General features: G+C 35.3%; 10 protein-coding genes. 6 read left to right on the plus strand and 4 right to left on the minus strand.

Annotated features, from left to right (window positions below):
• The first annotated feature begins 2 nt into the window (after positions 1-2).
• Positions 3-800 carry an SDR family NAD(P)-dependent oxidoreductase gene (locus IC221_RS22130; protein ID WP_188171042.1) on the plus strand — a complete coding sequence of 266 codons (798 nt, stop codon included), beginning with the start codon at positions 3-5 and terminating at the stop codon, positions 798-800.
• 361 nt (positions 801-1,161) lie between these two features.
• The gene (locus IC221_RS22135; RefSeq protein WP_188171043.1) at positions 1,162-3,837 is read left to right on the plus strand and encodes an alpha-amylase family glycosyl hydrolase; all 2,676 of its coding nucleotides are present in this window, start codon (positions 1,162-1,164) and stop codon (positions 3,835-3,837) included.
• A gap of 124 nt (positions 3,838-3,961) precedes the next feature.
• Here the strand turns inward: IC221_RS22135 and IC221_RS22140 are convergent, their stop codons facing one another.
• Positions 3,962-4,930 (minus strand): AraC family transcriptional regulator, encoded by a 969-nt coding sequence (locus IC221_RS22140; protein WP_188171044.1) that lies wholly within the window; start codon positions 4,928-4,930, stop codon positions 3,962-3,964.
• A 348-nt stretch (positions 4,931-5,278) separates the two neighbouring features.
• On the opposite strand from IC221_RS22140, the gene katG reads away from it, so the two are divergent.
• Entirely contained in the window at positions 5,279-7,558 is a 2,280-nt protein-coding gene (gene katG, locus IC221_RS22145; protein ID WP_188171045.1) for a catalase/peroxidase HPI, read from the plus strand.
• Between the two features lie 94 nt (positions 7,559-7,652).
• On the opposite strand, the gene IC221_RS22150 is transcribed toward katG, so the two are convergent.
• The gene (locus tag IC221_RS22150; protein WP_188171046.1) at positions 7,653-8,936 is read right to left on the minus strand and encodes a carbohydrate porin; all 1,284 of its coding nucleotides are present in this window, start codon (positions 8,934-8,936) and stop codon (positions 7,653-7,655) included.
• 43 nt (positions 8,937-8,979) lie between these two features.
• Complete coding sequence (locus tag IC221_RS22155) at positions 8,980-10,674, minus strand: aminoacylase (protein WP_188171047.1); 1,695 nt, start codon at positions 10,672-10,674, stop codon at positions 8,980-8,982.
• A gap of 344 nt (positions 10,675-11,018) precedes the next feature.
• Between IC221_RS22155 and IC221_RS22160 the strand changes: the two genes are divergently transcribed.
• The 3 genes from IC221_RS22160 (at position 11,019) to IC221_RS22170 (ending at position 13,099) form a co-directional block, all read left to right on the plus strand.
• Complete coding sequence (locus tag IC221_RS22160; RefSeq protein WP_188171048.1) at positions 11,019-11,591, plus strand: Crp/Fnr family transcriptional regulator; 573 nt, start codon at positions 11,019-11,021, stop codon at positions 11,589-11,591.
• Between the two features lie 73 nt (positions 11,592-11,664).
• Positions 11,665-12,318: an MBL fold metallo-hydrolase gene (locus tag IC221_RS22165; RefSeq protein WP_188171049.1), complete on the plus strand. Its 654-nt coding sequence runs from the start codon at positions 11,665-11,667 to the stop codon at positions 12,316-12,318.
• 16 nt (positions 12,319-12,334) lie between these two features.
• Entirely contained in the window at positions 12,335-13,099 is a 765-nt protein-coding gene (locus tag IC221_RS22170) for an MBL fold metallo-hydrolase (protein WP_188171050.1), read from the plus strand.
• 156 nt (positions 13,100-13,255) lie between these two features.
• Here the strand turns inward: IC221_RS22170 and IC221_RS22175 are convergent, their stop codons facing one another.
• The gene (locus IC221_RS22175) at positions 13,256-13,693 is read right to left on the minus strand and encodes a hypothetical protein (RefSeq protein ID WP_188171051.1); all 438 of its coding nucleotides are present in this window, start codon (positions 13,691-13,693) and stop codon (positions 13,256-13,258) included.
• Positions 13,694-13,950 lie beyond the last annotated feature (257 nt).

Raw genomic sequence — 13,950 nt, forward strand, 5'->3', positions numbered from 1 at the left:
AAATGAAAAAAACTATTCTTATCACCGGAAGTACTGATGGTATCGGTAAACTTGCTGCTTTGAAATTAGCGAAAGATGGTCATTCTGTATTTATACATGGCAGAAGTGCATCAAAAGTAAACGCAGTCATTGAAGCTATTCAAAAAGAGAGCCATAATCAAAATGTAGAGGGTTTTGTCGCTGACTTATCAGAACTAGATCAAGTGGAGCAATTGGTGACTGCTATTTTACAAAAAGTGCATCACCTTGATGTTTTAATCAATAATGCTGGTGTTTATAAAAGTCCTCAACCCACCAACTCCAAAGGATTAGATCTCCGTTTTGTGGTTAATTACCTCTCTCCTTACCTACTTACAGAAAAGCTGTTACCTATTATAAAAGGAGAAGATGCACGCATTATCAATCTCAGTTCTGCAGCACAATCTCCTGTTTCGTTATCGGCATTGGAGGGAAAAGAAACCTTATCTGAAAATACCACTTATGCTCAAAGTAAATTAGCACTAACGATGTGGAGTTTTGACCTTTCCAGAAAAGTAAATGACACTACGGTTATTGCGGTTAATCCGGGGTCTCTTTTAAATACAAGAATGGTGAAAGAGGCTTACGGTAAGCATTGGTCACCTGCAGATAAAGGTGGAGATATTCTTTATGATTTGACGATGAAGGATGAACATAAACAACATTCAGGGGAATACTTCGATAATGATGCAGGACGTTACGGAAGAGCACACTCAGATGCTTATGATTCCGTAAAAATTGAGGCTTTAATTGTTCTCACAAAAACAATTCTAGCTTCTTAAAGAGCTCCGGAAGGTGAAATTTATCACAATATTTCAAATTAAATTGCTACACATATTGTATTAATTTATTAAAAGATTGAAAAAAAAATAGAATTTAAAGTATTGCATTCGGTTGCGATACTTTTTTTATTTGTTGCCCCCAAAATAGTCGTCTTTTATTCATCATTTTCACTTAACTTTAAGTATCAAGTCAAGACTAATGTGAAAGAAAAATCTACTATTGTTCTAGTGACTATTCGCCTAAAAAACAAATTGATAGTTGCCTATTAAGGCTGTAAACGTACAACAATAAGCGGTGTTTATGTGCAATAATTTTGTCTTGGTACTTATTAGCACAATCTCAATATTTATACATTCGAAAATGAAAAAAAACGTACTTATTTTTGCTTTCCTTGTAATGTCAATCCTCGGATATGGACAATCATTTACAGGACAGCAGGTGAAGCAAGGCTACGCGGTTTTTAGTGATGAAGTTTCCTTTATTTTTGATGAAGGCATCTACAATAAAAAACCAAATAAAGTAGTCGTTACTGGTTCTTTTAGAGGTTGGGATACTAACATGGATAATGAAGAGTGGCAACTTAAAAAGATTGGTGGTCAATGGATTCTAACATTCAACAACAAAGACTTTAAAGTAATTTCTCCTCAAGCTGAATTCAAGTTCAGAATCAATGAAGGCGAATGGCTAAGTCCTACTGATGTATCTCCAAACATTAATGCCGGCAACTTAGTATTCATGCAAAATACTATTCTTCCAGGCCTTAAAGCAGAACTAAAAAATGAAAGATTAATCTGGGCAAATGTAGTCGGTGAAAGGCCTTTGAACCCTGAAGCCTATGTTATCACTTCTGCAGCAGGTGATACCATCAAAGTAAAAGGTGTTTTACCTAACGAAGCAACAACAACATTGATTATTCCTGAAGTCCCTTTGGATAAAAAGAGAGTGTATTACTTACATATTCCTTCTCAAAAATTATCCGCTTTATGTTCTTATGATGGGTGGTTTAGAGAAACTTTCTCAACAAAAGAGCTAGGTGCTAACATCGATGATGGCAAAACTTCAGTACGCCTTTTTGCCCCAAGAGCTACTTTAGTAAAACTTTATTTATACAAAGATAAAGATGACACCAAAGCGTATGAAGTGATTGACATGAAAGAAGATGAAGATGGCGTTTGGGAAGCGTTCTTTGATAAAGATCTTCATGGTGTGTGGTATGATTTTACGATTCACGGACACCAAGATCCGGGTAACTTATTTTATGAAACAACAAAAGCACACGTTTCTGACCCTTATACTCGTGTAAGTGATGATACTTGGGGTAAATGTAGAATCTGGCATAGAACAACTCCTGCTACTCCTTTGGCAAGCGGAATTCCTGCCATGGAAGATGTAATTGCTTATGAAGTACACGTACAAGATTTTACAGACCGTTTGCCGGTAGATGAAAGCATCAAAGGACGTATTCCAGCGGTTACAAAAAGAGGATTGAAGAATTCAAAAGGTCAGAAAATTGGTTTTGATTACTTATTGGATTTAGGAATCAATGTGGTTCACTTAATGCCGATTCAAGAGTACCTACACTACCCTACTGATGACTGGAAAGCTTCTTTTGAGAATGACGAGTACATGATTTCGCAAGGTGTAAGTGAAGAGAATTACCAGTGGGGTTACAGAACTTCTCACGCTATGGCGGTGGAAACAAGATACCGTACTGTAGGCAAAGAACCTGGTGAGGAACGCAATGAATTCAGAGATCTTGTTCAAGCATTCCATGACGAAGGTGTAGCGGTAATTATTGATATTGTACCAAACCACACTGCGGAGAACATGGACGGCAATGCCTGGACCTTCAACTTCAACGGAATCGACAAACAATATTATTATAGAACAAAAGATCTTGAGCATATTGGTGATTACGGTAATGAAGTGAAAACTGAAAACCGTCCAATGACGCAAAGATGGTTGATCGACCAATGTCAGTATTACATTAAAGAATTTGGTATTGATGGTTTCCGTATCGACTTGGCTGGTCAAGTGGATCAACAAACTTTGATTGCTTTAAAAGAGGCAATCGGTCAAGATAAAATCGTTTATGGTGAGCCTTGGATTGGTTCTAATGATCCTGAATTTGAAGCAAACCCTTCATGGGATTGGTACAAAGAAGACTCTCCTATTACATTCTTCCAAGATGATTCGCGTAGTGCTTTTAAGGGTCCTGTATTTAAATTGACAGATCCTTTGACAGACCGTGGATGGGCTGGTGGTAAAACTAGCGACCGTGAAGGTGTGATGAAAGGATTAGAAAATTCAAATAAAGAAGATAAAACACCTAACTCTGGTATCACTTACTTAGATATCCACGATAATTTCACTTTATCAGATCAGTTTGGTGGTGAGAAATTCGATGGTCGTACAAGCGTAGATCAAGACAACTACAAGATCGCCGTAACGCTTTTATATACTTCATTGGGACCATTGGTAACCAATGGTGGTTCTGAAATCATGCGTTCTAAAGCTGATGCTCCTTTGAAAGAGGTGGTGAAAACTACGAACAAAGGATACAAAGTGTACATGCACGGTTATAGAGACACTTACAACCACCGTACAGCCAATCAGTACGCTTGGGAAACAGTTGGCCAAACACCGCAAGCTGGGAATACAAACGACTACAAAAACATGTTTGCATTCTGGAAAGGCATGAACGAATTCAGACTTTCAGAGTATGGTAAAGTATTTAGAATTGCTGAAAAAGCTCCTGAAGGCTACTATCAGTTTATCACTCCTGAAGATGAACATCAATTGGGCTATATTGTAGATCAAAAAGTATTTGTATTGTTGAATACAGGTGATGCTGAAGCTACGTTCAAAGACGTTCAATTACCTGCGGGTAACTGGAAATTGGTAGCCAACAATGATGCTGTCAACATCAAGAAAGGTGTGAAAGATCAAAAGAACCTTCGTAAATTAAAAGGTGGATCTTCAGCAGATATTACTGTTCCTGCTGTTTCATTGAAAGTTTGGGTGAAAGTGGACTAATTCACTTTTATCAGCTCATAAAAAACTCCTTTCCTGTTCCGGGGAAGGAGTTTTTTTTATGATCAGAACCGACATCATTTTCATACTTACTATCTAGCAATCTATGTTACTACGATTCAAAATACTAATCCTTATTTCTTAATTCTGATGGAGGAAAACCATAAGCATCCTTAAATATCTTACTCATATAACCCACATTGGTAAAATTGAGATCCATAGAGATTTCAGTCATGCTTTTGTTGGTTCTGTTGATTTGTCGGTAGGCTTCTTCTATTTTTTGTTGATTATAAAATTGTAAAATGGGTTTATCGAAAATAGATTTAAATACTCGGTTCAACTTAGAAATGCTCATTCCATATTTAAAACTCAAGTCTGACAAGTTGGGTTGTTGAGTGAAATCGGAGAGGTATTGTTCTTTCAATTGCATCATGATTTTCAAGTCATCCTCGTGAATATTTCTTTTGAAACCACTCGCTTCCTTCTCCATTTTCTCGCGGATCAAACCTATTATCTCCAAAGGCTTGGTAAAAAAGTGGATAGGTCTTCTTCGCTTTTTATCTAGATTAAAAATGATGGCATTGACTAAATTTTCTATTTCTACATCCAAAGGGAAATATTGAAACCACGGTGTTTCATCATGAATCAATTTTGAAATTTGACTGGTCTGTTTTCCCATAAATTTCTCATACAGACTTAATGAAAATACAATTGAAAGCCACTGACATTTGGTATTCAACGGGTACTCCACTTCAAAATTTTGCTTTGAATTATAGAAAAAAACACCCAAATTATTGAAATCGTGTTTTTGTTCATCTCCTAAAAAAGAACCTGTAAAGCCTATTTTTAATGCGAAATAGGGTTCTTCATGATCTTGACGTACGCTCTTAAATAAAACAGGTTTTTGGAAATTTAAAGTTGAGATAGAGATATACAAATCATCTAAAAAGTTAAAAGAGTGTATATCTACCTCTGCCCAACTATTTTCTATTTTCAGGTTTTCACCATCCCATTCTCCCTTGAGGTCTTTGGCTACTTTTTGGTATGAAGATTCTTGAACTAATTCGTTTCCTTCAATGATGTAGTGATAATCCATAGTTACTTTTTATTATTTTAAATATACTGTTTTCTAGTGATTTTATTTGGGTGTTTAAGTACTTAAAAAAGATGAATGAAAAGAGATAGGACTCCTATTTAAGTAAATTATATCTCAGTTTCTTCAATTTATACATTGAGATAAACCGAAGAGAAGGAAGTTTAGAAGCCGCACCCTTATAGTTTGACCAATCATCATCTTATAGTTATTACTTTATCTTATGACTTCATAAATAATATCAATTTTACTTATAAATATCTACCGCTACCTTTGTAATACATTTCAGTCAAGGCAAGAAATTATCTACTAAAGCCTAAATTTTATTACATAAAACTTTAACACATAGGTATGAAAAAAATACTTAGTTTATCATTATCAATACTTGCAATTACGGCATGCACCAGCAATAATAAGTCGTCAGAAGAAAAAGTCAGTGGAGGTTGTCCTTTTGGTTTTGACAAAGGACATAAAAAAGAACAAATTACAACGGCTAAATCCAATAAGGATTGGTGGCCCAATCAACTTAATGTAAAAATTCTAGCTCAAAACTCAGAGAAGACCAATCCGATGGGTGAAGAATTCAATTATGAAAAAGAATTTAATACACTCGATTATTATGCTTTAAAAGCAGATATTAAAAAAGTACTGACAACTTCCCAGGATTGGTGGCCTGCAGATTATGGTAATTATGGACCACTATTCGTTCGTATGGCATGGCATAGTGCCGGTACCTACCGTACAGGAGATGGACGTGGTGGTACTAGAATGGGAATTCAAAGGTTTGCTCCTCAAAATAGCTGGCCTGACAATGGAAACTTAGATAAAGCAAGAAGACTTTTATGGCCCGTAAAACAAAAGTATGGTGATCAAATCTCTTGGGCCGATTTAATGATCCTTACAGGTAATGTTGCTTTGGAGTCTATGGGTTTTAAAACGATAGGTTTTGCCGGTGGAAGAGCAGATGTATGGGAACCTCAAAATGATATTTACTGGGGTTCAGAAGGTGACTGGTTAGAATCAAGACGCTTAAATGAAGAGGGTGAATTAGACTTAGAAAAAGAGAATCCATTAGCAGCGGTTCAAATGGGATTGATTTATGTAAACCCAGAAGGGCCAAATGGAGTACCTGATCCGTTAGCATCAGCAAAAAATATTAGAATTTCATTCGGAAGAATGGGGATGAATGATAAGGAAACAGTGGCATTAATTGCGGGCGGACATACTTTTGGTAAAACTCACGGTGCTGGTGATACTAAACATGTTGGAGCAGCACCTGAAGCGGCAAAAATTGAGGAACAAGGTTTTGGTTGGAAAAGTACCTATAAATCGGGTAAAGGTAAAGATGCTATTACTTCAGGCCTTGAAGTGATTTGGACCCCTACACCTACTAGATGGAGTCATTCGTTTATTAACTTATTGATGAATAATGAGTGGGAACTAACAAAAAGTCCTGCCGGACATCACCAATGGGTGGCCAAAGATGTAGGAGAAATAATACCTGATGCTTTTGATAAATCGAAAAGACATAGACCTACTATGCTTACATCAGATCTGGCTTTAAAAGAAGATCCTGGATATAGAAAAGTAATGGAAGAATTTATGGATGATCCACTTTCATTCGATAAAGCATTTGCAGAGGCATGGTTTAAATTAACACATAGAGACATGGGTCCTAAAACAACTTACTTAGGCCCTGAAGTACCAAAAGATACATTTATCTGGCAAGACCCAATTCCTGCAAGAGATCATAAACTCATCTCATCTTCTGATATTAAGAAATTGAAGAAAGAGATTCTAAAAGCAGGCATTCCTAATAATGAATTAATTGAAACTGCTTGGGCTTCTGCATCATCCTACAGGGGTTCAGATAGAAGAGGCGGAGCAAATGGTGCTCGTATCCGATTAGAACCTCAAGTCAACTGGGAGAGTAACAACCCTGCTCAATTGAAAAAAGTATTGGCAAAATACGAAGCTATTCAAAAGCAATTTAATAAAGGGAGTAAGGAAGTTTCTATTGCAGACTTAATTGTATTAGGTGGTAATGCTGCAATTGAACAAGCTGCCAAAAAAGGTGGATATTCTATTGAAGTACCGTTTACGGCAGGTAGAATGGATGCAACTCAGGAAGAAACAGATGTCAATTCGTTTGCAGTATTAGAGCCAATGGCGGATGGCTTTAGAAACTACCAAAAGAAACAATATACACTGACTACAGAGGAATTATTAATTGATAAAGCACAACTTCTTACCCTTACTGCTCCTGAAATGACAGTATTACTTGGTGGTATGCGTACTTTAAATGCCAATTACGGTGCTTTAAACTATGGTGTTTTTACAGATCAGCCGGGGGTTTTATCTAATGATTTCTTCGTTAACTTATTAGATATGGATACTGAGTGGTCACCTGTAGATGAGCAAAATGTAATCTACGCTGGAATTGATAGAAAAACGGGACAGGAAGTCTACAAAGCCACAAGAGCTGATTTAATTTTTGGATCAAACTCTGAGTTGAGAGCTATTGCAGAAGTGTATGCTAGTGAAACTTCTAAAGAGAAGTTTATCAGAGATTTTGTAAAAGCATGGACAAAAGTAATGAACCTAGATCGCTTTGATCTTCAACAATCATAGTCTATCGTTTTGTTTTTAAAATAGAGAAGGCTGTCTCATTGATTTATGAGACAGCCTTTTTATGTAAAGTCTGATAATAATTTGACTTTTTATTTTACAAAAAAGCTCTAAATCTTAATCCAAATACTGAAGTGAAATCAGTATTCATATTCAAAGCGGGGTTGGCGACTAATTGAACACTCGGTGTGAGTTCTGTATGATGCGTCAATTTGAATTTGTAGAATATCTCAGATACATATTGATCTCTTAATTTCTGCCCAAATGTACTTTCACTTGGTCGGTTCCAGTTCAAACCTACGCCTAATGTGTTTGGTCCCATGATATTGTAAGTAAATCCTGCACTCACTGATGCTTCGTAAAAACTTCCTCCATCTTTGGCCCAGCCTCCTCTTACGAAAGGCATAAACTTAGTACCGATCAACCAACTTGCAGAACCGATCACACCAAAACCACTTTTTGTTCCTAGTGTTTCACTGGCGTCAACTTGCCAAACGGTAGCATGGATATTTTTCAAGAAAGCCGATTTCATTCCTGGAGTATACCCCACTTCAAACGTTTTCAAAGTTTCAAACTTGGTGAAGAATGTTTCTGCACTTTTCCAAAACTCAGTGGCTTTACCGTTAATATCGATCATACTTCCCACCAAATACACATTGTCATTTACCCAAACATTGAGCATCGCTCCCATAGATCCATCAGGAAACATACCGCCCATAGTTCCAGATCCCGTTGCAAACAAAATGTTATTGAAACTTGTCCAAGGACTTGCTGCTGCATGAACATCTGCCCAATCTGTTACATCTACAAAACCTGTATAGAAAACGATTTTGCTGTTATTGAAACTCTGTCTCCAATATAAGTTGGTCATCCTCCATTTTTGATCATTATAAACGGACTGCATAAAACCTAGAAAGCCGACATCCAAGGGACCAAACTCTCTCAAGGCATTATCAGTGTATTTATGCCTGTTTTCAAATTTAAAAACTAGAGCTCCTTCTGAAGTGCCTTTTTTATTACGAACCATATTCCATTTACCGTACACTCTAAAAACTCCACTCGCTCCCACATTATTATTGACTGCAGAAGTTGCTCCCATCACTTGAGAGTTGTAATCCATATTTACTATGAATCCTGTTTTATTATAAAGTCTCTCTTTTGCATTATCCATGGTATCTAATGCATTCCAAAGGCTTGTTTTTTCTGTTTCTTTTAAATCATTTTTTAGTTGATTTTCAACAGATGCAGGACTTGTTATACTTTTTTCATTTTGACTATAACTTGAAGAGATATTGAAGAGTAGTAACAACAATAAGAAATATAGTCTTTTAGAGATCTCCTTTGATTGTAAAGGAGATCTTTTGATTATCAGGTTAATCATTTTAATAGTATTTTGATTGTTTTTTATTCAGAAAGAAGACTATTTATTTACCTTCATGATGGTCGTGATTATGATCATCATGGGTGTGATCATGTTCGTGGTCGTGACTATGTACTGAACAATCGTCTATAGAAATATTGTTGATTGCATGCTTCTTTAACCAATACTCTTTGCTTAATGGCTCATGCTTACTTTTATTCGTCTCTGGATAACGAATTGGTTTACCCGCCCATACTTTTTTAAATTCAGAGTTATCTACTACACACTCTCCACTCACAATCACATATGGAATTCCAACTGATGGTAAACCTTGCTGCTTCATTTTATAAGTAGCCTGATCTGCTACATTTTCAGGATCGAAGATTGTAATATCAGCAACCATACCTTCTTGAATTCTTCCTCTTACTTGCATCGCTTCTAAACCTGCATCTCCTAGATGTTTAGCTGGCCAATATGACATTTGTGCAATACTAAACATTAATGGTACTCCATTTTCTCTGGCTAACCTCAATACCTTTGCTCTTGTTCCTGCTGTTCTTGGGTGACCTTTATATTCTTCAAATGGAACATCCCATGAGTCGACACCTAAACCTGAGTAAATGGCATCTGAGGCAACAGTCATATGCGGCATTTTTAACCAGTCTGTCATCCATAATTTTCTATTCTGATTATAAATCACAACCAATCGACTTGGATCTTCTTTTTCTGTTTCTAAAAACTCATCCTTATTTAAATATTTATCATTGATTGGATCATAAATATCTCTCTCATAAATACCACCGAAAACATTTTCAAAAATCTTAGGCTGTAAGAATGAAGAAGAAATTGACGTAGAGGCAGCAGTATAAGGGTAATATTCAGACCACATATTGTGTCCTTGGGCTCTTACTTTTTGTAATTTATCTTCATTTTCCATCCAACCGAAGTCGTTGTTATGTTGTAATAAAAGAGGTCCATTTAAGACTAAAGCATTCGCAAGAATCTCTTCAAAACCGATGGGTGCTTGAGGATTTTTAGGACTACCATGATAACGAACATGAGCTGTAGATACACGTCCATATTTTGCAGCTACTTCTTGAAGTTTATACATTTCCAAAGTACTTACACCATCAACCATATACCCTACTGTAGAGTTAAAACCAATGGCACCTTGTTGCATTCCTTCATCTGCCAATCGCATAATTTCATTCAGTTGCTCAAGGTTACTTTCAGTATCCTGCCATCCACAATCACCATCCGCACAAGCGTCAGCTCTTAGTTTTCCTAATAACACAGGAGCATCGGCCCACTCTGGTAGTTCTACTTCTGGATCTAAAACTTGAATTCGGATTCCTTCATGGCTAATTCCAGTTCCATAATTGAGTGGCCAAGCACCTTCTTTGGCTTTATACCAATTATCTACTTTGATCGCTCCAATTTCTAGATCCATACCAGTGGTTACTCCATCTCTAGCTGCCATTTTTAATGAAAGCCCATCCAAAGCATGGAAATGAGTATCAATAAAACCCGGAGCAACAACTAAACCTTCAGCGTCAATCGTCTTCTCTCCTTGTATATCATTGGGAGTAATAATGGTAATATTTCCATCTTTAACACCAACATTTAATACTCTGTCTAGCATCGTTTCCGGATCCATTACTCGCCCATTTAAGATGACTAAATCATAGTCTTGAGCATTAACGAATAACGTTGGAATTAAAAAGAAACTGATGACTAATTTTAAAATTTTTGATTTCATAGCAATGTAATAATTTGATTGATTTCCGTTTGATTACATTACAAAGGTCATGGTTTATGGCTCCAATCATTTAGAGAAAATGAGCAAGGAGTTATAGATTTTCGTCAAACAGATAAAATATTCTATTTCTGAAAAAATCCCCATTTTAGGTGATATTTTGGAAGGGAAAAAATAATTAGTTTTGAATGATTTAAATTAAAAATAGAAATTAAAGTTAGAAAGCTCCAAGTGCTATCATTTGGAGTTTTTTCATTATTTCGCTCTAGTATTAATATTATTTAAACTCAATTAATAATCACTTTTTCATCAAAGTATTCCTAAATTTGATAAAAAATGAAAAAGTAATGTCAAATTTCACACAAATCTCTAAGTTTTTCGAAACTGAATACCCCTTAAACAAAGAAGGTTTAAAAGAGCTTTTTAACTCTTTTCAAGTGGAAACTCACAAAAAGGGAGAGTTGATATTACAAATTGGCAATTTTGAAAATCAATTACGATTTTTAAATAGTGGCAGTGTTCGTGAATATTATGTCAGCCCAGAAAAAGAAACCAACACTCTCTTCTATACTAAGCCTCAATTTATTACTGATTTCTCCTCTTTTAATAATGATACTACAACCAAAAAAAATCAAGAGGCATTAACGAAAATAGAATTACTGACTATCGAAAAAAGTACCTTCCGAAAATTACTTCAGAAATACGATTGCGGGAAATCGTTTATTGATCTCACTTTTCAAAAGATACTAGAGCACAAAGAGCAGTTCGAATACAATCGTATTACAAAATCACCCGAAGAACTCTACAAAGAACTCATGGCTTATAAACCGCATTGGCTTCAATCTATTCCTCAATATCATATTGCCTCTTACTTGGGAGTTACACCTGAAACGCTAAGCAGAATACGTAAGCGTATCTAATTTCTTGATTTGAATCAATGGATTTGGCTTCCTAGACATGGACATTTGTATTGTACAAAAAAACAATACGAATATGAGGTTATATCCAATAAGACGATTACAATTAGACGGTGATATACCGATGAATTGTTATGTGCTTGACAGAAATGGAAAGTGCTTTATAATTGATCCAGGTTATCAGAAAGAACTTATTCAAGATTATGTAAAACAAGAAGGGCTTGAGGTCATTGGTATACTACTTACACATGCTCATATAGATCATATTGAAGCATTGGATTGTTTTGATGTACCTGTTTACCTCCATGAATTAGAATATCAAATCTTAATGGATGATAGCCTAAATGGGTTTGGGTACTTTGGAAAAGAGAAAGCCTATAATATTCATAGTTTAGATATTCGAACGATTACAGAGGAGACAAAGTTATATATAGATGATTATGAAATTTCAGTCATTCTAACACCTGGTCATACCATTGGAGGTGTTTGCTATAAAATAGGGCATGACCTCTATGTGGGCGATACGTTATTTGAGGGTGGCGTTGGACGTTGGGATAGACCCACTGCTAATTTAGATCAACTCAAAAAATCAGTCATACAATTGATCGATGAACAAGCAGATCATATGGTAATTCACCCAGGTCACGGTCGAAGTAGTACAATTGGTACCGAGAAACAAATCAACCCATTCTATCATGAATGGAAACGTGAACTTATCCATTCCATTTAAATAAATATACTTACTCATGAAAATCCATCAATTCAGAAACGCTTCAATGGTCATTGAAACCAATGACAAAGTTATTCTAGTAGACCCAATGCTAGGAAAAAAAAGTACAATGCCTCCTTTTTCTTTTATTCGTTTTAAAGCACGAAAAAACCCTTTAGTTGATCTGCCCGAAAATGTTCAACCTATTTTAGATAAAGTAACGCACTGTCTTATTACTCATCTTCACCCCGATCATTTAGACAAGGATGCAGAAGCATTTTTAAGAAAGAAAAATATTCCTGTTATCTGTAGTGTGAAAGATGAGGGTGAGTTAAGAAAAAGAGGTTTGAATATTATTCAAACTATAGACTATTGGAAAAGGAGTGATTTCTTGGGAGGAAAAATAGAAGGTATTCCTGCTCAACATGGTTATGGTTTTGTCGCTAAACCTGCCGGAAATGTAATGGGTTATTATATCGAACTACCTGATCAACCCTCTGTTTACTTAAGTTCTGATACAATCTACACTGATGCTGTTGATAAAGTATTAAGAGAATATAAACCTGAAATCAGTGTAGTAGCGGCAGGTTCTGCTCAGTTTGACATATTCAAACCGTTATTGATGACAGTTGAAGATGTTATTAAATTTACTCAAAATGCTCCAGGAAAAGTCATTGCCAACCATATGGAAGCAGTTAACCACTGTCCAACGACAAGAGTTGATCTTAGACAAAAATATATTGACCTAGGATTAATGGAGAAAAGCTTTGTTCCTGAAGATGGAGAAGTGATTATGATTTAATTCTCACTCATATGAAAATAAGGTTAGTGAATAAAAACTGTTTACTAACCTTATTAATGTTTCACTACATTCTAATATGGTCACGTAATTCTAGTACATATAAGAGCTATTAATAAATTTACCGTTTGGTATAGAATACCTTTTTACATGAGGTTATTATATACTTTCTTTATCTATTAACTTTATTATTTCGTTATTGTAATTTGATTTCCATTCCACTCTCTTAATTATCATTTTAAGTTTAGAAATTAAATGATTTTGATACCAGCTAAACCACTCTTCCTCATTTTCTTTTCTTCTAATATCTAAGCTGAATGTTATTGTAGTCTCATCCATATTGACAGTTACAAACCGTTTGTTAGTTTGGTGTTGTATGGTAAACCCAATATATTCTTTATTAAGCGTTTTATCTTTTAAGATTTCAATAAATTCAATCTTGTCCTTCACTTCAATCCAGTTGAAATCATCACCACGGTCAATAAGTGATAAAGTTTCATTCCATTCAGACCAACTTAATACTTTTAGTAGGTCAAGTGCAGAGAATTCAGCACTTTTAGTATCCTTGATTAATATGATTTCTTTCTCATACCCCATTATCAACTTCTCTTGATATATGTTTATAAACACTACAAATGTGAATAACTTTTTATATATCAGATTGATTTGGTTTATAATTTTAAAAAGTTATCAACATTTTAATATATAAAGATCGAAATTAATCACTCTTATCAATTTTCAGGGTCTAACTTCTTTTATTTGAAATCAAAACCTGTGAATAAGGGGTCACTAACAAAAAGTGGGCATAGGTTACCCGAATACCTTTGAAATTCTGAATAAGAAAAACTTTAAAT

Source organism: Flammeovirga sp. EKP202 (genome assembly GCF_014534745.1).
GTDB lineage: Bacteria > Bacteroidota > Bacteroidia > Cytophagales > Flammeovirgaceae > Flammeovirga.